The organism is Bacillus sp. CH_48 (genome assembly GCF_038008465.1).
Classification (GTDB): Bacteria; Bacillota; Bacilli; order Bacillales; family Bacillaceae_G; genus Bacillus_A; species Bacillus_A thuringiensis_S.
In genome coordinates this window covers 5,315,926-5,340,499 of record NZ_JBBOZF010000001.1, presented here as the reverse complement: position 1 = coordinate 5,340,499, position 24,574 = coordinate 5,315,926, and the positions used below count along the sequence as shown (strand labels likewise).

Sequence of the window (24,574 nt, the reverse complement as noted above, 5' to 3'; positions counted from 1 at the left end):
TTGAAATGATTAGTATCATTTCATTAGGAGTTGATGTAAAAAGATGAAGAGATACGAAGAATTGGACTCTATAAGAGGGATTTCTTCATTAGTAGTAATGATTGGTCATCATTTAATGATTTTTTCAGCATTTCAAAATTACAGTTATGAAGATAATAAACCATTTGTTGTGTATCTATTAAAAGAAACACCTGCTCGTCTAATTTTTAGTAGTGGTAACGAATCTGTTATTATCTTTTTTGTTTTGAGCGGATTTGTTTTGTATGAATCTATTCAAAAAAACTATAGTAGCTATGGGTCATACCTTTTAAAACGTATATGCAGAATATATATTCCTTATATTGTGGCAATAATTATAGCGATTATATGCCAGACTACAATTAGTGAATATGGTATTTCTTATTTAAGTGAATGGTTTAATCGCTCATGGACGATTGAAAGTTCTTCAAGCTTAATCGCACAACATATTTTATTGGTTGGGAAATATAATACAGATGCATATAACGGTGTGATTTGGTCGCTTGTCCATGAAATGCGAATATCAATAATTTTCCCGTTAATTTTGATGATTTGCTTACGAAAAACGTTAAGGGGTTCATTACTATTATTGTTTAGTTTTAGTATATGTTCTGTCATCATATTATTTTTGTTTCGTTCGGGCTTAACATTAACAAGCTATGCATTAACTTTGCATTATACGGTGCTATTTTTACTAGGAGCACTAGTTGCGAAGTATAAAAATAATTTAATAGTTTTTTATAGTAATTGTACTAAAAACACGAAAATTGCATGGTTTTTATTTGCGATTTTACTTTTTATGTATGAAGGGCTTATTGGAGAAATGAAAGTGCTCAATAATTTTATATTTCGAGACTATGTAGTGGCGATAAGCGCATGTCTATTTGTCATATTAAGCTTGTCAATATCAACTTTGTCGTCCTTACTACGTAATAAATACTTGTTATATTTGGGGAAGATTTCTTACAGTCTTTATTTATATCATATTATATCGTTATTTTCCCTTATATACATGCTCCATAAAATATTACCGTTGCCTATTATTTTAATTTTTTCACTTGTTTTTTCGTTTATATTTGCAATGCTTTCGTATATATATGTAGAAAAATTTGCATTGAGAGTCGGAAAGTATGTAACAAAACAAGTGGATAGAAAGGAGAAAGGGTTATCTGTAAAGAGTGACTTGCAGGATGTTATTCAGAAAAGGGCGGTGAAATAATTGAAGCAAGAAATGAGTATAAAAGATTTTCAACAATTATTGAAAAGAAGATTCGTAACGATTATTTTAACGATGTGTTGTTTAACCGCTTCTTTAGTTCTTATCTCTATGTATGTTTTAAAGCCGTCATATCAATATTCAACGCAAATTCTTGTTGGGAATTTAGATGAGTTTAATAAGGAAAATTCAACAAATAAAACACAAGAAAATAAGCAACTAGTAACATCGTATGTCGATATTTTAAAAAGCCCATTAATTATTTCAACAGTTAAAAAAACTTTGAAATTAGAGCAATCAAGTTATGAATTAGCACAAAAAATCTCGGTGGTAAATACGGACAACTCACAAATTGTAACTGTTACAGTAAAAGATTCCAATCCGAAAGTCGTGAAAGACATAGTAAAGACATTGGCAGAGCAATCACAAAAAAGCTTTCAACAGTACACAAATGTACAAGGAGTGAAAGTATTAACTGATCCTGAGTTACAGGAACAGGCCGAAAAATTGTTTCCGAAATTTCAACTAATCATTCCTATTTCTTTAATTGTTAGTTTTTTTGTTGGTATAGGTTTAGCTGTATTTCGAGATTATTTTGATGAACGTATATACGTGGAACAGGATTTAGAGAAAATAACTACAGTTTCTGTTATTGGTTACATAAATATGAAACCGAATAGAAAAAAGAAACCTACAGAGGTTGATAAACAATCATCTATATATCGAGGTGAACATGTCGATGTTTAGGACAAAGAAACAGCTGCCATTCAATATGCATGATGATCTGATGAAAGAGCAGTTTTATACGGTATATCACGAGCTGAAAAAATCTGGAAAACAACTGTTCACAGTTAGTTCAACGAAGGACAGAGGTGTTGTTGCCTCGCTTATAGTAAATATGGGGCTAGTGTTTGCGGAAATGAAGAAAAAGGTGTTACTTATTGATGTGAATTTTTCTGACCCTAAACTACATGTATTATTACAAAGTAATCACATGATAACAGTAAACGATATAATAAGTTCTTCCCCCTGCAATTATGAATCTTTTTCTAGTAATTTGTCTAAATACTTATATTGTATTCCTGCAAAAAAAACAGTACACACAGGGACACCCTTAATTGCTATGGATGAATTTGATAATGCGATTGCTAAGTGGAAAGAAGATTTTGATTACATTTTCTTTTATTCCTCTGAAGTATTTGACCTTCCTGCTACGCACATTATTGCAGGGAAGTGCGATGGAGTGGTTTTAGCAGTTAAAAAGCGAAAAGATTCACTACGTACAGTGCAAAAAGTAATAGCGGATATAAAGAGAAAAGAATGTGAATTAATAGGTATAATTTTATATTCTTGAATGTGGGGGTAACGATCCATGATTCGTGAAACAAATCAAGCCAAGTTGTATACGATTCCGGCTCAAGAAAAGCCTAGCATATTGAATCGAAGTGTAAAACGCTTGTTTGATATTATATTTTCAATCATATTGTTACTATTAACGATACCAATTATGTTGTTCTTTTGTATTATGATTACTTTAGAAACATCAGGGGCTCCAATTTACTTTCAAGAACGTTTAGGTATAAACGGGAAGAAGTTTAATGTATTTAAATTAAGATCGATGGTAAAGGATGCTGAAATAAATGGCCCGCAATGGGCAAAAGAACATGATTCAAGAATTACAAAAGTTGGATTGTTCATAAGAAAAACGAGAATTGATGAATTACCGCAACTTTTAAATATTTTAAGAGGAGATATGTCTTTTGTAGGCCCTCGACCAGAGAGAGAGTTTTTTTATAATGAATTTGATGCGTATATTCCAGAATTTAAGGATCGTTTAATGGTAAAACCAGGATTAACAGGATGGGCACAAATAAATGGAGGATATAATCTTGATCCAAAGGAAAAGTTGAGGCTGGATATGGAGTATATTGAAATGAAAACGATTCGGATGGATATCCGTATTTTATGTAAGACCGTTTTAATTGTATTGAACGGTAATGGTGCAAGATAAATATATATGTAAACAAACAACATATGTAAGTAGGTTACTTGCAAAGGAGAACTGGTATGGGTAGATCTATTCTAAACAATATTATCCATCTATTTTATAGTACGATTTTAGCTAACCTTCTTCAGGCTGTCAGTTTAATTATTTTAGCAAACTTTTTTAACGCACAACATTATGGGATGTTTAGTGTTGCCATAGCAGTGACGTTTGTTATGTTATTTTTTACAGACTTAGGACTTAGTAATACGTTTCTTCGAGAAGGGGCAAAGGGTGGAGCAGATTTAGAGAAGATTTTATCATCGTATATAAAAATAAGGATGATTCTACTTATTTTTATTTCTATCATCGGTTATGTTGCTATTCATTATATGTATGTAGATAAAAATTTAATTTATATGATGATAAACGTAATGTTTTTCATGTTAATAGGATTAACTTGGCAAAACATAGGAATTGTCTATTTTCAACTGATGGAACGTATGGAGTATATAGCGCTCATTAAAGTTGTATCATCATCGGTTGTTATTATAATTACATGTTTTTGTATTTTCGGAGATTTACCGGTGTATGTAACGGCTCGCTTATATGCTTTTGGGTATATGATCGGTGGTGTATTCAGTATATATATCATGAGAAGAAAGACGAAAATGAATATGAAAGTCGTAATTCATAAAGCGTTATTTTGGCAATTAACTCCCTTTATTATTAGCGGTTTTTTAATAATGAGTACGCCACAATTAGCACCTATCTTGCTTAACTATACATTGCCATTAAGTATGGTAGGTGTTTTTGCAGTAGCCTACCGGATGCCGGCAGCTTTATATCAAGTACCGGGGGTAATTGCAGGTGCATTTTTTCCAGTGCTCTTTAAGCATTATAACCAGAATAATTTAGAAGCGCATACGAAATTAAATTTGCTTCAAATTAAATCAATGGCGATTGTAGGAATATGTATGACGATTGGTTTATATCATTTAGCACCATACTTTATTTCTATATTTTTTCATGAAGAATGGAGCAATGCAGTAGAACCACTCCAAATATTATCATTTCTTATTGTGCTACAAAGTTTAAATATTGCCATTGCTGACGGTTTAACGACGAGCGGATGTCAAAATAAGAGAACTGTTGTGCAGTGTGTAGCATTGGTGATAGGTGGGGTTATGCTTTATAGCTTTAGTAGTCTTGGTGGAGTGATAGGAGCGGCATACGCTATGGTTTTATTTGAAATTGTCGCTTTAGTGGGATATATAGCGGTAAGTGTAGTGAAGAAAAAAATTGTATTCCAAATTGTAATACCGTATACAATTTATTTTGGTGTAACCTTTATTGGAGTGCAATATATATTGCATACATATCATTTAATTGCGCTTGTTCTTAATATACTAATTGTAGTAGCTGCCATATTCCTATATGATTATGAGCTAAAAAAACTTCTTCTTTCTTTTATAAGAAAAATACGCAAAAAGGATTATATTACGAAACAGGGGATATAGCCTATGGAAAATAGTATGAAAGTATCGATGGGATGGATTATTCTTCTAATATTATTTGTTATGTTAAGTAAATACAATTTATATATTGGATTTTCATTGAAAATATATATGATTTTTTTAGTCATATATTTTTGTTTAACAATTAAAAACTTTCATATTCAAAAGTTATATTTTCATGAAGTTATATTTTTACTGTTTTATTTCATTTATTGTTTAAGTGGAATTCTTTCTATGTATTTAAATGCTAGTATTCGTATGATTTTTGGCGTGCTACTCGTTTTAGGATGCTATTTTATAATGAGGAATTTATTGGGGAATACTGAAATAGTGGTACTTGAATCATCTATTGCTTATGTAGGAGTAGTATTTAATATTGTAAGTCTAATACTCTATATAATCGGTTTACAATACTTTAGTTTATACGGTGGAGAAGAGAGAGAAATTTTTGCTGGTTTATTAGTTGATAGAGGATATCCACGGTTAATTGGATTGCTAGATGATCCTAACATTTTTATTTTCTATAATACAATATTTTTTATGTACTATATGACTAATTTACAAAATATCACTAACATCCTAGGGTTAATTTTATGTGTTACGACGAGTCTATTAACCTTTTCAAGGGGTGGTATATTAGCGCTTGTGCTTGTCGTTTTTGTATATATATGTATGTCTAGTTTCGCTAAAAAAATAAAAATAATTATGAGTTTAGTATTGTTTAGTGTAGTTATTTTTAGTTTATCGAATAGTGTAATGGGGGGCCAATTAGATGACATATTAAATAAACGAATCTCTGATTTTTCCCATGATAATGGAAGTGGTAGATTTACATTATGGGAAGCTGCTTTTAAATATTATTTATCCAATCCATATATCGGAATCGGTGCTTTTAACTTTTCGAATTATTATGAGTATCAATTTAATGAAAAATTATATGTACACAATACATTTTTAGAAATTTTGTCTGAATCGGGTACAATTGGTTTTCTTCTATATAGCGCATTTTTATTCATATTAATATTCAAGCTAGCGCAGCATACTTTGTTTCGTGAAAAACCATACCTTCTATTGACTATGATTGCATTTTTATTTCAGATGATGTCATTGTCACTCATTATTAACGAAGCGTTCTTTTTATTTTTAGCAGTTGTTGTGAAGTATATTTCAATATATGAAGGAAGGGGAAAGATAGATGGTAAAATGTCTATCAGCACATAACGAGCCGCCTTATGTTTCTGTAATAACACCTTCTTATAATAGTATACGATTTATAGGTGAGACAATTTTATCTGTACAGAATCAATCGTATGAAAACTGGGAAATGATTATCGTTGATGACGGTTCAACCGACCAATCTGCGGAAAAAATTAAAGAGATAATAGAAGGAGACTCACGAATTAGATTATTATCATTAAAAGAAAATGTTGGTGCTGCTAAAGCTCGGAATTTAGCGATCCAAGAGGCAAGAGGAAGGTATATTGCCTTTTTAGATAGTGATGATATATGGTTGCCGCATAAATTGAAGACACAATTGTTATTTATGGAAGAAATGAATATTGCTTTTTCATATGCGTCGTATAGTTTAATTGATGAAAATGGTAATGAACTAAATCGCGAAGTGAGTGTACCAAAATCTGTTGACTATCATTATTTAGTAGGAAATACAATTATCGGGTGTTTAACAGTGATGATTGATCGTGAAAAAATTCCGTATGTAGAAATGCCTAGTATACAGCCGGAAGATACAGCGTTATGGCTGAACTTATTACATAAAGGGTATGAAGCAAAAGGGATACAGCAAGTGTTAGCAAAATATAGAATTGTTACAAATTCTGTTTCTAGAAATAAAATTAGAGCAGCTTTCCGGTATTGGAAATTGTTAAGGGAACAAGAAAGACTGAATTCGGTACAAATTTTTTACTATTTCAGCAAGTATGCTTATCATGCTTATAAAAAAAATAAAATCAATGTAGTTGGGAAGACGCAATTATGAATATACTGTTGATGACAGATAAATTGATAACTGGCGGAGCCGAGAGCTATTTCTGTAAATTGGAAAGTAATTTGCGTTATGAGGATTTTAAGATTTATACAGCTGCAGGTGATGGAGAACTATATGAATCTCTTACTAGAAAAGAAAATTTCATCTTACTTAGTAGATGGAATCATTTGAGAAATATTTATTATTTACGAAACGAAATTTGTAAACGAAAGATAGAACTTATTCATGCAAATAGTTTGCGAATGGTATTATATGCTTTGCTACTTCAAAAGTTTATTAAAAAAAAGATGAAAATTGTTTATACGAAACATAATGTAACGATATTAGAAAAGAAAATGCCAACGCTTTTTCGTTATTTCATGAATAAATATGTAAACAATATTATTACAGTAAGTGAGTTTGAAAAGAATAATTTAATTTCAATTCATGTAGCAGAAGAAAAAATAAATACAATTTATAACGGTGTCGATATTGAAAAGTTTTTATTCCAGCAGAAAAAGAAAGAATCTACATATAAAATAGGGATATTAGCTAGATTATCCAAAGAGAAAAACCATCTACTATTTGTCAAAATTGCAAATGTGTTGAAAAAGAGAAATGATTTTATGTTTTATATTGCTGGTGATGGACCAGAGAAAGAACCGATTATGAAAGAAATAGAAAAATATGGATTGCAACAGAGTGTAAAGATGCTAGGAAATATTTCTGAGCCGCATGAGTTTATAGGGAATATGGATGCCTTACTTTTATTATCTTTTCGTGAAGTGTTTCCAATGGTAGTAATTGAAGCAATGGCTACAGGGACACCAATAGTTTCAATAGATGTTGGTGGAATACATGAAGCAGTAATAGATGGAGAATCAGGTATTTTGATATCTGAATATTGCGAATATGAATTCGCAAGTGCGCTTGAGGAACTACAAGGGAATGAAGAAAAGGTAATTGCTATTAGACTAAAAGCACGAGAGAAAGCAATGATGTATTTCTCGTTAACTAAAATGATAGAGGAAACGAAAAATATATATGAATTAAACAAATGACCGGGTAGGTCGTTTGTTTTTTTTATTATAGAAACTTTTAAGAGACAACTCACATATTATATGAAAAAGGTAATATGAGGAGTGAATTTATTTTGTCAGAATATATTTCTTCCCAAGAAGATTGTGTGCCAGAAAGTAGCGTTCACATTAATTGTTTTGGCGCAGTTCCAAACTCGGGAAATGATAGCTCATTAGCAATTCAGCAAGCTATTGATTATTGTGTAGCGAATCGAATTTCGACGGTTAGAATTACCGGGGTAAATACGTACAAAATTGTAAAGCCGATTGTTATTAAATCAAACGTAAGATTAGAGTTAGATCCTACCGTAACGCTGCAAATTGATGGAGATTTTAATGCATTTGAGCTACAAAATAACGCTTCGATAGTTGGTGGTACTCTTCAAGTTATAAATCCATTGTTTCAATCTGTTGTTATTTATGTTTCTGGTTCACAACAAATCGAAGTACCTAATCAATCTGTTATATCAAATATAAATATAGTAAATGCAACCCCATCGTATAAAGGAAAAGCTATACATTTTTATTGTCAAAAGGCATGGGATTTTATTAGTTTCTTTCAAGTTAAATTTATTCAAATTAAAAACTTTCAAACTGCAATACATTTGAAGACAGAATATATAAATGATATCAATACACCTTGTTGGATTAACGCCAATGTATTTCAATCTATATTTATTGATGGATGTGTGTATGGGATTGAAGTAGATGGAAATAGTGGTTTACCAAATGAAAGTTCAGGAAATACGTTTCATGATATTCAAGTACAATGTAGACAACAAACGAAAAAAGTAATTCGTTGCTCAGGTGCGTATAATACATTTGATTGTATGATCTGGGATACGTACCGGATGAGTAGTGAACAAATTGTCATTGAATTTTCTTCTAATTCTCATCGTAACTACCTTTTTTCAAATCTGCTTTCGACAACTATTGTAGATAAAGGGCAATATAATGTTTGTAAGTCTACCTATGAAGAATCTCTTCGAATTCAGTTACCGATTACGTTAAATAAACCTCACTTAATAGGCAATCAAGATGATATATTAGTAAATGCTCAGCAAAAGTATATTGTTAAGCAAGTAAGTGGGAAAGTACCGTACGGTGGAAATCTAGCAAATTGCTTTAATTTAATAGATGAACAAAGTGTAAACTATATTGACGTTCCAGATAGTAATCCAGTTGTTATTGAACTGGATTTTACGAAAAAACCAATACAAATGTTAAATTGTTTCGGAATGTATTTTGGATGGGGAGAGAGTCCAAAAAAAATTAAAATTGAATATGCATTAAGCACAACTGGAAATTGGGTTATCGCATCGGATGTTCCATTAAATGTAGGCGATACAATTATATCGAATATGAAGGCGAATCAACTATATAAAGTAAGAATTACATTAAGTGGTTATTCTCAAGATCATAAGCGTTTTCGAATTAATCGCATTTTTGCAAGGTCTTCTATGGAAAATGGGAATGCTTGGTTAGCTACAACTGGTGGAAGAATGTTTGGAGATATTGAAATAGAGGCAAGTAAAGGCATAATCATGAAGACAGCTAGTGGAGTGAAATGGAAAGTTACTATTAATGAAGCTGGCCAACTTATTACGACTAAAATAACTTGAGGTGATGCTTAATTGTATATCCTTGGACGAGTTATAACGTAGTGTGATAAAGGCAATGAAAAAGAGATTGTAATTTGGTTTCAACCAAACTACAATCTCTTTTTTAATTTAATTCCACCAAATCCAAGTCCAAAGGTAATTTCTTGCATTTTGGGGAGTAATCCGTATGAAGCGTTCACCGTCAAAGAAGCAATTTAAATTTGGAAGTGTTTCGTCTGGATTTTCTGGAACAAAGGTGACGATGTTTTCGTTGCTTGTAACGGTTACTGTAATTGGTGGATCGGTAGGCGAGACTTGAAGTTGTAACGAAATATTGGCCGTATTTTTAAATTGATTATTAATAGGTGGACTTATTACTTGTACTGTGAATAACACGATAATTGTTTCATTTGGCTCTAAATTAGTGGCAACTAGGAAACCGATATTTGGGTTCGCTAGTGGAGAGCGTTCACCGTTAATAAAGACAGTGCCGTTTATAAATTGTAAACCTGCTGGAATGGTATCTTGTAAAGAAATATTTGAGAGTGAAATTTCGGAAGTATTTGTAATACGCACCGTGTAATCAAAGTATTGGTTTAAATAAGCGGAGCTGACGGAAGCGTTTTTCGTGACTGTTGCAGTTACAAATTGAACTGGTATACGAACAATATTTGAATTAACAATGAAAGTAATAATTGGATCCTGTGGTGTCAATTGAAAAGCAGCGGTAACTGTTGCAGAATTTATAATTGTACTGTTTGAAGGAATAGAAGTTACGAGAACTTGAAATGTTATAGTTGCTACTGTATCTGCAGATAAAGAACCAATATTAATACCAGTGTCTGGACGAACATTTTGAACCGAAGTACCGTTAATTGTTACGCTATTTTCTATAAATGTTGTACCAGCTGGAATGCTGTCTATAACAGAAGTACTGATTGTCGGAATGGGGGAGTGATTAAATACCGCTAATGTGAATGTAATGATATCTCCTATAACGACAATAGATTTGTCAGTTGTTTTTTCAATGCGAACCATCGGATCAATGACTGTCGTTGTAACGGTATTTGTTTGTTTTGTAATTGTAATAGGTGGTTTTGTTGGATCAATGATAACGGTATAGGAAACAGAAGCATCATTATTAATTGTAGATTGAAGAGTAGAAGAAGATATTGTCACTTGGAACGTAATAATAACAGATTCATTAGGAGCAAGATTTCCTAACGTAATACCATTTTCAGGATTTTCATTAGGCTGATTGATTCCGTTAATCGTAACACTATCAGCAACAAAAGTCGTATCTATTGGTACGGTGTCTATGGCAAGAAGGTCTTCAATCGTTACATTACCGCTATTCGTAATCGTAATTGTATACGTTAAAGTTTGACCAGGTAAGGCATTCGTTACATCAACAGATTTTATGGCAATGACATTATCATTTTGGACAGTAGTTGTGACGGTATTTGTTGTAGTCGTATTTGTAACGGGTACGTTATTTGGGTTGACTATATAGTTAAAAGTAGTAATTGCGTTGTTGTTTAGTTCATTTGGTGTTGGAATAGAAGTCACAGTTACTTGGAATGAAACGATAGCATCTCCACCAACAATTATAGTGCCAATTGGTATGCCGCTTACTGGATTCACTCCCGGAAGAGCTTCTCCGTTTACAATGACGCTATTTTCTATAAACGTAGTACCTTGAGGAATAATATCTTGAATGTTTACATCATTTGTTGCAACATTACCGGTTTGATTTAGTGTAATCGTATACGTTAACGTATCACCAACCGTTGCAAATGCAAGGTCAACAGCCTTATTACTATTCAAATTCGCGTGATTAATTTCTGTTGCGGCAGCTGATGAAATAATAGTTTCGGTAATAGGTGGTCGATCTGGTACCGTGTATTCATATTCAATTGTACTCGTGTTAGAGATTGGATTTGTTTGTGGAATCGAAGTAACCCGTACTTGGAATAGAATAGTTGCTGTCGTATTAGGCGGAATGTTATCAATTTGTATACCGTTAAGAGGGTTGTCATTTGGCCGAGCATTGCCGTTCACGATAACACTATTCTCTATAAAGCTCGTATTTGCTGGGATGATATCTGTAACAATAATGTTTTCGACTTGTATATTTCCGTTATTTATGATGGAAATTGTATAAGGGATGATAGTTTGTAAGTCAGCATATTGGATAGGCGTTGTTTTTGTCGCAATTACATTAGCAGAAATAACTTCAGTGAAGGTAATATTGCTAGTCGATATTTGTTCTTCCGCGTTTATTGTATAACGAGAAGTTGATTGATTTTGAACATGGCCGCTAGCAGGAAGAGCTACGACGGTAACAGAAAATGTGACTGGGATAGAAGTGTTAGGAGTAATCGTTCCTACAAGTATACCTGCACTTGGATTGGCGTTAAGCTGAGGAATGTTATTTACTAAAACGCTACCGTCAATAAAAGTTGTTCCATCAGGTATATTGTCTGTAAATACAACAGCAGTGGCATCCGTATTCCCTGTATTCGTTAAAGTTGTTGTATAAGTTAAAATGTCACCAATTGTTACAGAGGTCAAATCAACAGTTTTAAGTGAAACGATATCAGCATCATTAATTTGAACGAAAGTAGTATTGGAAGTAGTAGATTTTTGAATTGGTGCAAAGTCAGGATTGAAAATAAAGTCGTAGACGATGTTTGCAGTATTAGGTGCTGGATTTACAACAGGTAAATTCGTAACGGAAACTTGGAATGTTATTGTAGCTATTTGACCTGCTGCGACATTAGGAATGGAAAAGCCGATATTCGGATCTGCTGCAGGAAGTACAGTATTGTTAACTATTACACTTCCTGGAATAAATACTGTTCCATCCGCTATAGTATCTGTAAAAAAGATGGAGTTAGTTGTAGTCGATCCGTTATTTTGAATGAATACTGTATATTCAATGGTTTCATCAATGTTAGCTAATACAGTATTAGCGGATTTTGTAGCAATAAGAATAGCATCAATAAATTGTATATTTGTACTATTGGAAGATGTCGTTTCTGAAATTGGTGGTGCGCTTGGGTCTGGTTCATACTCATAGTGAATGACTGCGATATTATTAATGTTATTTTGTGGCGGTATAGAGACTACGCTTACTTGAAAAGTAACAATAATTGTATTATTTGGAAGGATAATATCAAGGTTGATACCGGTAATTGGATTTTCATTAGGTCTCGGTATGCCATCTACAAGAATGCTATTTAGAACGAATGTGGTCCCAGCTGCAATTGCGTCAATTAGGAGAGTATTTGTAATAGGTACTGTACCGGCGTTTGTAACTGCGACTGTATATGTGATGATTTGACCAATGCGTGTAATGGATCTATTGGCGGATTTAATGGCACTAACATTTGCCGTCCGCACTTCAGTATTTACTGCATTTGATAACGATCTACGCTGAATAATTGGAGAACTAGGGTCAATTTGGTATTCGTACGAAGTGTCTGAAATATTAATGACTGTATTGCCCTCTGGTATATTTGTAAGTTGTACTTGGAATGAAATAGTGACTGTTTCATTTGGTTGTATCGTGCCGAGAGTTACTCCGTTTTCAGGATTAGCGCCAGGCTGAATTACATTATTTATTGCTAAGCTATCTTCAATGAATATAGTACCTTCTGGAATGTTATCAATGAAAACGGTATTGTTAGCTGGAACGCTTCCTATATTTTGAAGTGTATTTGTGTAGGTAATAATTTGCCCGATTGATACGAAAGTTACATCCGCACTTTTAACAGAAATAATATTTGCATTTTGAAGTGATGTTGTAACGATATTAGAATTTGCAGAACGATTTACTGGTGGGGCTGCAGGAATACTTACATATTGGTAAGTTGCTGAAGATTGATTTACAATTTCGGTTTCAGTAGGTGGATTATTTGTTTGCACTTGAAATAGTATCGTTTTGGAACTGTTTGCTGGAATTGTTCCAATCGGTATTCCGTTTTCTGGATTTACACCTGGCTGAAGGATACCGTTAATTGTGACACTATCGGGAACGAATGTAGTCCCAGCTGGAATAGAATCTGTGAAATTAATATTTATTGCGTCAACATTGCCGATATTTTTTACTTCAGAAATATAAAGTATAGTTCCGCCAATATCAACAGTTGTTGGATTGGATGTTTTTGTAATTGTCAATTGTGCTTGCACGAAATTTGTAATGACGATATTACTAGTAGATGTTTCAGTAATAGGCGGTTGCCCTGGGTCTGGCTGAATTGTATAAGTTGTGTTGGATTGATTTGTAATTGATTCTTGCGAGAATGAATCGTTAATAAGAATTTGGAACGAAATAAGGTGCGTAGCGTTTGCAGCTAGGTTAGGCAAAGTAACACCTACATTAGGATTGGCATCAAGTATAGCTGTTCCGTTAAGTGTAAAACTATTTTCTACAAAGGTAGTCCCTTGAGGGATAGTGTCTGAAAATGTGAGATTCGTAGTTGGGATATTTCCTGTATTTTCTAATGTTATTGTATAAGTCAAAATATCACCTGTTGTTGCTTGTTGTGCATTGACTGCTTTTAAAGAAAGGATAGTCGCATCCGAAATTTGTGTGAAAGCAGGATTAGACGTAATTGTTCGAGAGATGATGGGAGCAGTTGGATCAGCGATAAAATTATAGTCAATACGGGCCGTATTGGAAATTGGATTCACGCTTGGAATGGATTGAACGATAACCTGGAATGTGACGGTAACTATTTCTGACGGTGCGATGGAGTTTAATGGTATTCCTACATTAGGATCGGCACCTGGAACGGAAACGTTATTAATAGTTACGCTATTAGGAATAAATGCAGTTCCTTCTGGAACCAAATCTGTTAAAGTAACTGTATTTGCAGTAGTATTTCCGTTATTTTGAACGACTACTGTGTAAGTGATTGTACCGTCAGTAGATTGTACGAGAGAATCTGTATTTTTAATTGCGGATAACGATGCATCAACAACAGCTGTGTTAACCGTATTAGATGAGGATGTTGCTGTAACTGGAGGTTGACTTGGATTGACGATATACGTGTAACTTGTAATGGCTTGATTGATAATTGCTCCTTGCGGTGGAATAGAACTAGCGAGAAATTGGAACGTAATAGTAGCAGAATCACCTGGTGCGATAATACCAACTGGAATACCGAGAGTTGGACTTGCATCTGGAAGTGAAACTCCGTTGAGCGTGACACTATTTGGAACAAATAATGCTCCCTCAGGAATGCCGTTAATGAGTAATACAGAGTTTGCAGGGAAGTTTCCAGTGTTCGTTAATGTTGCTGTATACGTAATTACATCTCCGAGAGATACGATTGTTCGATTTGCTTGTAAAACAGTTGTAACAGTCGCGTTATTAATTTGTGTTGAAGCGCTATTAGAATTTATCGTGCTTGTAACAGGAGGAGAGGCTGGATCAACGATGAATGCGTATTGAATAGATGCTACGTTTGTAATCGGATTTGAAGGTGGGGTTGATGTAACTATGACTTGGAAAGTAATGGTTAAGGAACTACCCGCGTTAACTGTTCCGATATTAACTCCGTAATTTGGATTTGCGCCTGGAAGGCTACTTCCATTTACAGTAAAACTATTTTCAACAAAGGTTGTTCCTGCTGGAACCATGTCTGAGAAATTTACATTCGTAGCGTTTGTATTGCCATTATTTTGAATCAAAACTGTATAAGTGATTGTATCTTCAATATTTGCAAAGGCTGTATTAGTAGTTTTTACAGCTGAAAGTATTGCTGAATTAATAGAGGTAACGAAGACGTTCGTTTCCACATTGCCAGGTTGAGCCTGTAATGCATTGCCTACGTTATATTGGAAGTTAACAAATCCTAAGTTTTGGAGTTCAGGTGTGAGCGTTGTTGGGTTGCTTACAATTTGAACTTGGAATACGATTGTTACGATTTGATTTGGAGTTATTGTATTTATGCCAACGCCGTCAATGATAGAAGCGGATGTTAATGGAGTTCCATCAACAACAACTGATCCTGCAACAAATTGTGTCCACGATGGTATAGGGTCTGAGAATACAACATTGTTAGCTGGGATATTTCCTGTATTCGTAATAGTTGTTGTATACGTAATCGTATCACCAATCGTTGCAAATGCTTTATCTCCTATTTTAATCGTATTTAAAATAGCACTTTCAATTTGTGTTGAAACGCTATTAGAAGTAATGTTTTTTGAAACTGGAGGATTAGCTGGATTAACGATATGTTGAAAGCTAACGCTAGCTTGATTAGTAATTGGATTTATAGGCGGAATTTCATTGGCATTAATATGGAATGCTACGATGACAGATTCGTTTGGCGCAATATCACCAATTGGAACGCCTGTAATGATATTTGCATTTGGGATGCTAGTTCCGTTTAGTGTAAAACTATTTGGTTCAAAGGAAGTTCCGTCTGGAATAAGGTCGGTAAAAATAACATTCGTTGCACTAACATTTCCGCTATTTGTAATTGTAACGGTGTAGGTAATATCCTGCCCGATATCTACCGTAGATACATTTGAATTTTTTTGTGCAGTAAGGGTAGCGCTATTAATTTGTGTTGTCGTTGTATTAGATTGATTGGAAGTTGTAATAGGTGGCTGGCTAGGATCAACGACATAATGATATGTGATAGAAGCAGAGTTAGAAATGGGATTAAGTGTTGGAAGTGTAATAACAGTTGCTTGGAATGTAACGATTGCCGCATTACCACCATTAATGGAACCAATATTTACACCAGTAGATAAATCAGCGTTTGGAATGGTTTGCCCATTAACTGTGAAACTATTTGGAACGAAACTTAAATTACTATCAAGAATGTCAATAATAGTTACATCAGTTGCAGTCACATTCCCGGTATTAGGGAGGTTAAGTGTAAATGTTATTGTATTACCAACATCCGCGAAAGTAAGATCTGCTGTTTTTATGCTAATAATAGTTGCGTTGTTTATTTGAAGGAGTGTAGTGTTGGAAGTAGCTGTACTCGATACTGGCGGATTACCTGGATCAACAGTAAACTCATACGTCGTTGATGCTGTATTTGGTGCTGGGTTACTAGGAGGAATACTGTTCACTGTCACTTGAAAGACGATACTATATATTTCATTTGGTGGAAGTGTTGCAAGTAATACACCTGTATTTGGATTCGCGTTAGGTTGTAAAACGCCATTGACAGTTAATGTGTTAGGAACAAATGTGAGTCCACTTGGTAATACATCTGTGAATACAATGTTAGTTGCATCGGTATTTCCTACATTGGTAATAGAAGTAGTATAAAAAGCAGTTTGCCCGATATCTGCAAAGGATACACTTTCATTTTTCGTCATGGATAATATGGCTTCTTTAATTTGCGTTGAAACAGGATTACTAATTGAAGTTTCTGCATCAGGTGGTGAGACTAATTGGTACGATGTTGATGAGAAATTTACAATGGGGTTTTCCGTTGGTAATGACGTTACAGTAACTTGGAACGAAACGGTTACTGTAGTCCCGGCTGTTATAGTCCCAATATTCACACCATTCGATGGATCCGCACCACTTTGAGGAACCCCATTAATAGAGAATGTGTTTGCAATAAAAGTAGTTCCGCTCGGCATTGTATCTGTAAATATAACATTTTGTGCGGATGAGTTTCCATTGTTTGTTAAAGCGACAGTATAAGTGAGTGTGTCTCCAATACGACTAAAGGATTCATCGACTTGTTTTAATGAAAGAATGGTAGCTGTATTAATCGTAGTGAACACTGTGTTTGAAGTAACATTTCTTGAAACAATAGGGGCATTTGGGTCAGCGATAAATGTGTAAGAAGCACTAGCGGAATTGGCAATAGGATTTTGAACAGGTGTAGAAGTAGCCGTCACTTGAAATGCTATAGATATTGAGCTGTTAGGAGCAATTGCTCCAATCGTTATACCTGTATTAGGATTAAGGCCAATTTGCGTGATGCCATCTATTGTAACGCTATCAGTAATAAACGTTGTACCATCTGGTATAAGGTCGGTGAAAGTAATATTCGTTGCATTTGTATTACCATTATTCGTTAAAATTGTCGTATAGGTAATGGTATCACCTAGCGTTACAAGTGTTTGATCAACTGATTTAATCATCATTATCATAGCATCTAATACAGGGTTTGTAACAATGTTTGTTGAAGTAGAAGTAGTAGCAGGAGTTCCGTTTGGATCAACAGTATAAGAATATAAAATTGTATCGTTACCCATAATTGAGCTTGAAGGGGGAACAGAAATCACATTTACTTGGAAAGTAACAGTTACTGTTTCACCAGGAGCGATATTTGGTATATTTACGCCGAGTGCTGGCTGTGCACCAAGCTGCTGGATGCCATTTATAGTGATCGAATCTGGTACAAAAGTAGTACTAGGAGGAATCGCACTTGTAAAAGTTATATTTGTAGCTGGTGTATTTCCTGTATTCGTAATAGTCGTTGTATACGTAAGTGTATCCCCGACGGAAATAATAGATTTATCAACACTTTTTGTTGTAGTTAATACTGCGCTATTAATGGTCGTTGAAACTGTATTAGATACAGCTGTTTGTAATGCAGAAGGTTGGCTAGGATCAATCACATGTTCAAATTGTATGGAACTAAAATTAGAGATAGGATTTATACTTGGAATGTTTGTAACAAGTACGTTGAGAGAAATAACGGCCGTTCCATTTGGGTTTATATTTCCAATCTGTATCCCGCTAGCTGGATTTCCGATTTGCTGTGTACCAGAATCGTTTGTAAGAGTGCCAGATATGAATGTCGTTCCGTCAGGTAAAATATCTGTAAAAATGATATTTTGTGAAGTGACATTTCCAGGGTTACTTAATGTAATTGTATAAGAAATTGTATCGCCAATCGTTGCGAAAGTTTTATCTACAGATTTGATTGCCACAATTTCTCCGGAATTTATTTGTGTCGCAACGGGATTGGATGTCGTACTTCTTGAAACGAGTGGTAAATTAGGTCCTGTAATAAATTGATAGTCAATGGAGGCACTATTTACAACCGGTGAGTTTGGTCCACCAGGTCCAATTGTGAAAATTGGATTTGGAATACTAACTACTTGAACGCGAAAGGTGACGTTTGTAAAATCTCCTGCAATAATATCCCCAATTGGTATTCCATTCGCTGGATTTACCCCAGGCAATAAAACTCCGCCGACTCGAACGCTATCTTCTATAAATATTGTGTTATTTGGAATAGGATCTGTAAAAATGATATTCGTAGCAGTTGTGTTCCCTACATTTTCTAATAAAACTGTATACGTTAAAAATGAATTTCCAGGTGCTACGTCAGAAAATAGTCGATCCACACTTTTCGTTGCTTGAATAATTGCTTCATTAATTTGAACTAAAGTTGGATTACTTGTAGCTGTTTCTGTCACCGGTGGCTGGGTAGGGTCAACAATGATCAAGTATGTCGTACTGGATTGGTTCAAAGTTGGATTTGTAGCTGGTATTGAGCCAACGATAGCTTGAAAGCTAATTGTTGTCGTTCCTCCAACTGGAATTGAGTCTAAAGAGATTCCGCTATCTGGTCTAAATCCAAGTTGTGGGATGGTATTAATTTGTACGCTATCAGGAACGAATGAAAGTTCAGGTGGTAATATATCGATAAAAACAGGTGTGTTTGCGGTAGTATTTCCGCTATTAGTGAGAGTAGTTGTATACGTAATTGTATCGCCAACAGCGGCAAATGCACTGCTCGCAGTTTTCGTTGCGATAACGGAAGCTGAATTTACTTGCGTAAAAGTTGTATTGGATTGAACTGTTCGTGAAACAGGCGGTTCATTTATATCAACAATAAAGCTATATTGAAGCGATGATTTGTTCGGAATTGGATTAGGGTTTGGAAGCGTTGTGATGTTTACTTGGAAACTGAGTGTAACCGATGCATTTGAATTTAAGTTACCAATATTGATACCGTTTTGTGGATTTGCATTCGGGACGGTTACACCATTTATCTTAAAGCTATTTGGGACAAGGGTAGTACCGTTTGGAATTGTATCTGTAAAAACAATGTTGTTCGCAGTAGTATTTCCTGTGTTTGTAACAGATGAAGTGAATGTAATTGTATCACCAATCGTAGCGAAAGTTGTACTAGCACTTTTATTTATTACTAAAGTAGCGTCAATAATCGGTGTAACTGTTGTGTTTGTAACGGTACTACCAATAGCTGGCGTTTCAGCTGGATTCACTGCATATTCGTAGTTTACAAGAGCATTATTCGTTAAAGTTCCACTAGGTGGAATAGCCAGAATTTTCACTTGGAATGTAATGAAAGTAGTGTTTCCTGGTGAAATATCGTCTAAATGAATCCCTAATGAAGGATCTAATCCAGGTTGGGAAACATTATTTATTGTAACGGAATTTGGGATGAAGGATGCACCAGGTCCAAGCCCATCTGTTAAAACTGTAGCACTAGCAGGGATATTTCCTGTGTTCGTAACTGCAATTGTATAAGTAACGATATCTCCAATTGCAGCATTCGGTGTGTTCACTGATTTTGTAGCGATAATCGTGGCATTATTGATTTGAGTTGTTATTACGTTACTCAGCGCATTAGCGGATGCTGGAGGTAAGTTAGGATCTATGACATACTGATACGTTGTATTACTTTGGTTCGGGATTGGATTCGGGTTCGGGATAGAATTTACTTGTACTTGGAACGAGATGATTGTATTTGTATTCGGATCTATTGGATCGATTGCAATTCCGCTTGCTGGATTGACATTAGGCAGTGCATTCCCGTTTACAGTAACACTATTAGGAATGAACGATGTCCCGTTTGGGATTACATCTGTAAATATTACATTTGATGCAAGTGTATTCCCGTTATTCGTTAAAGTAGTCGTGTACGTAATAATATCATTTACGTTAGCAAACTGTTTATCTGCCGATTTAGTAGCGGCAATTGAGGCGTTATTAATAGTTGTCTGTACAGTGCTAGAAGCAACCATCTGCATCACAGCGGGTTTGGATGGATCATACGTATATTGGAATGTTGTGCCTGATTGATTTGTAATCGGATTTACAGCAGGGATAGTTGGTACAAAAACTTGGAATGCAACGGTGCGTGATGAATTTGCTCCTATCGTACCAATCGAAATGCCGTTAGCAGGATTTGCATTAGCTATAGGGACATTATTAATCGTTACAGTATTAGGAATGAAGAGGGTACCCGCTGGAATGATATCTGTAAACGTTACATTAGCAGCAGGGATATTCCCGTTATTTGTTAAAATAGTCGCATATAATATGATATCACCGACATCAGCAAAGTTTGTGCTTGTTAGCTTTGTAGCAATGATATTAGCAGTATTAATTTGTGTAGTTACTATATTGCTAGCAGCGTTTCTAACAAGAGCGGGTAAATTTGGATCAGCGATAAAGCTATATTGAAGTGAAGCGCTGTTTTGAATTGGATTTGGTGAAGGTAGCCCATTTGCACTTATTTGAAAAACAATCGTTGTAAAACCACCCGAAGGAATGGAGCCGACTTGAAGACCGGTACTGGGATCTGCACCTAGTTGTAAAGCACCACCTATAAAAATACTATTTGGTACGATAGTGGTGCCATTAGGGATTATATCAGTAACAATAACATTATTTGCTGTAGTATTGCCAAGATTAGCTAAAGAAATTGTATATGTGATTGGTTGCCCTACATCGGCGATAGTTAAATCTACTTCTTTGACAATAACTACATTAGCTAAATTAATTTGTGTACTTACAGTGTTACTTACAGATATTTCTATAGTTGGTGGATCTCCCGGATTTAGAATAAAACTATACTGTGTACTAGATGAATTTATCGTTGGGTTTTGTGTTGGTAAAGAGGTGACGGTTACTTGATAAGAGACGGTAAGTGAGCCGTTAGCAGGAATGGAAGGTAGTGGAACACCTATATTTGGATCTGCGTTATTTTGGAGTACACCATTAATAAGAAAAGTGTTTGGAATAAAGGTAGTACCGTCTGGATTTGTATCTACGAAAGTAGGACTATCAGCAGAAACACTTCCTGCATTCGTCAAAGTAACAGTATAAGTTAATATATCCCCTACGGTAGCGAACGCTTGATCCACTGTTTTTGCTGAAATGACATTTGCATCGTTTACTTGAGTAAATGTAGTGGTTGAAGTAGTGTTTTTATTTACAGGTGAAGCGTTTGGATCAACGATAAAGTTGTAGGAGACGAAAGCGCTATTTGAAATAGGGTTTGGATTTGGAATGCTAGTTATTACTACTTGGAATGAAGCTGTAATTGTAGTATTAGCATTGATGCTACCAATATTGATGCTAGCTGGTGTTATGCCCGGCTGAGTAACACCGTTAACTATAACACTGTTCGGTACAAAGGAAGTGCCATTCGCGATGGAATCGGATAGTAATACGTTGTTTGCTGCAACATTTCCATCGTTAGTAAGAGCAAAGGTGTAAGTTAATACATCGCCAACTTCCGCAAACGTCTTATCTACAGATTTATTAGCATGGAGATTTGCTAGTCTAATTGTAGATGTAACAGAATTAGAATTTGCTGTTTTTGAAGTTGGTGGCAGACTTGGATTTACAGTGTAAATGTAAGAGGCAAAAGCGTTATTAAGGATAGGATTTTGTGAAGTAATATTAATAACTGTTACTTGGAAAGAGAGGATAAAAGTAGCTCCAGCAGGAATTGTGCCAATAGGTAAAGCAACGAGAGAATCTACATTTTGCAAAACGCCGTTGAGCGTTACCGAACCTAATGTTAATATCGTTCCATTTGGAAGTGGATCTGTTAGTTGTACGTTATTAGCGGCTGTATTTCCACTGTTTGTAATAAGGATTGTATAACCTATCGTTTCACCAATTGTGGCAAATTGTTTGTTAGTTGATTTTGTTAATGTTACATTCGCATTGTTAATTTGAGTGGAAACGAGATTAGAAGAAATGTTTTTTGTAACGGGTGATTGGATAGGATTGACGGTATATTGATAAGAAGCATTTGATCCATTAGATACGACATTTGACACGGGTATTGTGTTTACTACTACTTGAAATGTAACATTTTTTGTTGTGCCGCTTGGGATGGATCCAATGTTCACGCCGTTAGCGGGATTTGCGCCCACTTGTGTAGTGCCATCTATTGTTAAACTGTTTAAAACAAAAGTTGTTCCAGTAGGAATGACATCTGTAAAAATAATATTGTTCGCATTTGTATTACCTGTACCTGTAAAAGAAACGGTGTACGTTAGTGTATCACCAATATCTGCAAAATTTTTATCTACTGCTTTTACCATTGTTACAGTAGCGTTATTCACTTGAGTAGATACGATATTTGTCGTATCAGTCCCACTTACTGCAGGTTGATTTGGTACAGGAATATATTGATATGTTGTTGTTCCACTATTTAATATTGGATTTGTTTGAGGGATAGAAGGAACGAGCACTTGGAATGAAATAGTAGTAGTGGAATTTGCGGCAATCGAACCAATTGATATACCATTAGCGGGATTTGCTCCAGCTTGAGTAACTCCGTTAACAGTTACACTTCCTGGAATGAAAGTAGTTCCGCTAGGAATCGGATCCGTATATATAACGTTCGTTGCAGCGATATTTCCTATATTAGCTAAGGCAATACTGTAAGTTAATGTTTCACCAATATCGGTAAAAATTTTGTTGACTGATTTTGTTCCATTAATATCTGCCAGGTTAATTTGTGTTCCAGCAGAATTGCTTGTTGCAAGACCGTTAAAGGTTGTTCCTCCGGCGATAGGTGTATATTGAAATGTAATATTAGCGGTATTAGAGATAGGGTTTTGACTTGGAAGAGAAACGACAGTAGCTTGGAAAGTTACTGTACGAGAAGCACCATTATTGATTGTTCCAAGAGATATACCAGCGGCGGGATTTGCGTTTGTTTGCGGGACATTATCTACTGTTACAGTGCCAGGTATAAAGGAAGTCCCGTTAGGGAGAATGTCTGTAAAGGTAACATTATTCGCCGGAAGAAGTCCGGTGTTAGGGATCGTAACTGTATAAGTGAGAATATCTCCAATTGCAGCAACACTTTTATTCACGCTTTTCGTTGCTTGTATAGTAGGTGAATTTATGTTGATTTGTAAACCGACTGTATTTAACATATACGCATCTCCGTTAGTTGTTAAACGGATTGCGGCGGACACTTGTGAGTTTGTTAAATAAGGAGAAATATCAATAGAAGTAATATCCCAGCCCTGTCTCCCAGCGGAGATGTTTGTGCCTGTAGAAGCACTTTGATTTCGCGTTCCAAATGTCCCAGTTGTATCTAAGTTTCCAGCAGCATTATTAATTTGAGAACCGAAGAAGTTATTTACAGCATTATTTGGCCCAGATAAAGCATTTAATGAACTGAAATTTGGTCCAAATAATGCTTGATCCCCGGTTAAATCTGCATCTCCTTCAGTGGAGCTTAAGAATAATCTCCCGCTTACAGGTCCTCCTGCGGGTGTTAAAAATCCTGAAACAGCTACATCTGCACTACCAGTATCAGCAGAAACACGGTTACCAGCTACGTAAATGGTTAAGTTTCTTGCAGGCAATGTCCCGTTTTGATAAGCGACAATGAGTGTCCATCCAGCCGAGTTAATAGATCCATTTGAAGCATCTAAAGGATCAACAAGTCCAGGGACAGCTCCTGTAGTATAGGAACCAGAACCCCCCGCTTGAATAAGAGTTGTTACGTCTGCTGAACGAGTATAAAAGCCAAATGTAATAGAGTTTGAAACGAATGTTTGATTTGAAGCTGTAACAGCTGAAGGAGTAATTGAGTATGTTGAAACGGGTGTCGTAAATGAAACGGGATTTCCTAGAACACTTGTAATATTTTGATCGCGAGTTAAATAATTTCCTCCCCATATGAGTTCTGCGTAAAGAATAGTACTGCCAGCAGGGATATTTAAAATAGCGGTAGAACTATTTTGTGTATAGTTTAACGTTGTACCAGCAGGAAAAGTAGGAACTTGTAAAGCTGTATTCGTAGTTACGAACGCACCAATGGCCCCGATTGTACCAGCACGGTTTTGATTACTAATTTTACTTAAGCCTAAAGTATTACCTGTAATAGCGAGTGCGCCGTTAGTGGTGGTAGAAAATCGATTCGTAATGGGCATGTTGTCACCTCAT

Annotated in this window: 10 protein-coding genes; 9 read left to right on the top strand and 1 reads right to left on the bottom strand. The window is 35.1% G+C overall.

Annotated features, from left to right (window positions below; translation table 11 throughout):
* The first annotated feature begins 43 nt into the window (after positions 1-43).
* The 9 genes from N2V92_RS26880 (at position 44) to N2V92_RS26840 (ending at position 9,420) form a co-directional block, all read left to right on the top strand.
* A complete protein-coding gene (locus tag N2V92_RS26880) occupies positions 44-1,237 on the top strand; it encodes an acyltransferase family protein (RefSeq protein ID WP_000833052.1) in 1,194 nt (397 codons plus the stop codon).
* A complete protein-coding gene (locus N2V92_RS26875; RefSeq protein ID WP_000807060.1) occupies positions 1,238-1,981 on the top strand; it encodes a YveK family protein in 744 nt (247 codons plus the stop codon).
* A complete protein-coding gene (locus tag N2V92_RS26870) occupies positions 1,968-2,588 on the top strand; it encodes a CpsD/CapB family tyrosine-protein kinase (protein WP_041488115.1) in 621 nt (206 codons plus the stop codon). The genes N2V92_RS26875 and N2V92_RS26870 overlap by 14 nt, the downstream gene beginning before the upstream one ends.
* A gap of 18 nt (positions 2,589-2,606) precedes the next feature.
* Positions 2,607-3,245 carry a sugar transferase gene (locus N2V92_RS26865; protein WP_000617643.1) on the top strand — a complete coding sequence of 213 codons (639 nt, stop codon included), beginning with the start codon at positions 2,607-2,609 and terminating at the stop codon, positions 3,243-3,245.
* 56 nt (positions 3,246-3,301) lie between these two features.
* Entirely contained in the window at positions 3,302-4,738 is a 1,437-nt protein-coding gene (locus N2V92_RS26860) for an oligosaccharide flippase family protein (RefSeq protein WP_042597491.1), read from the top strand.
* Between the two features lie 3 nt (positions 4,739-4,741).
* The gene (locus N2V92_RS26855; RefSeq protein ID WP_000431763.1) at positions 4,742-5,956 is read left to right on the top strand and encodes an O-antigen ligase family protein; all 1,215 of its coding nucleotides are present in this window, start codon (positions 4,742-4,744) and stop codon (positions 5,954-5,956) included.
* A complete protein-coding gene (locus tag N2V92_RS26850) occupies positions 5,931-6,731 on the top strand; it encodes a glycosyltransferase family 2 protein (RefSeq protein ID WP_000237679.1) in 801 nt (266 codons plus the stop codon). Before N2V92_RS26855 ends, N2V92_RS26850 begins: the two co-directional genes overlap by 26 nt.
* Positions 6,728-7,780 (top strand): glycosyltransferase family 4 protein, encoded by a 1,053-nt coding sequence (locus N2V92_RS26845; RefSeq protein ID WP_001023711.1) that lies wholly within the window; start codon positions 6,728-6,730, stop codon positions 7,778-7,780. The genes N2V92_RS26850 and N2V92_RS26845 overlap by 4 nt, the downstream gene beginning before the upstream one ends.
* Before the next feature lie 92 nt (positions 7,781-7,872).
* Positions 7,873-9,420, top strand: coding sequence for a hypothetical protein (locus tag N2V92_RS26840; RefSeq protein WP_044797925.1), 1,548 nt, complete (start codon positions 7,873-7,875; stop codon positions 9,418-9,420).
* Between the two features lie 108 nt (positions 9,421-9,528).
* Here N2V92_RS26840 and N2V92_RS26835 read toward each other — a convergent pair whose 3' ends face one another.
* Positions 9,529-24,561: a DUF11 domain-containing protein gene (locus N2V92_RS26835; RefSeq protein WP_044797926.1), complete on the bottom strand. Its 15,033-nt coding sequence runs from the start codon at positions 24,559-24,561 to the stop codon at positions 9,529-9,531.
* Positions 24,562-24,574: the final 13 nt, after the last annotated feature.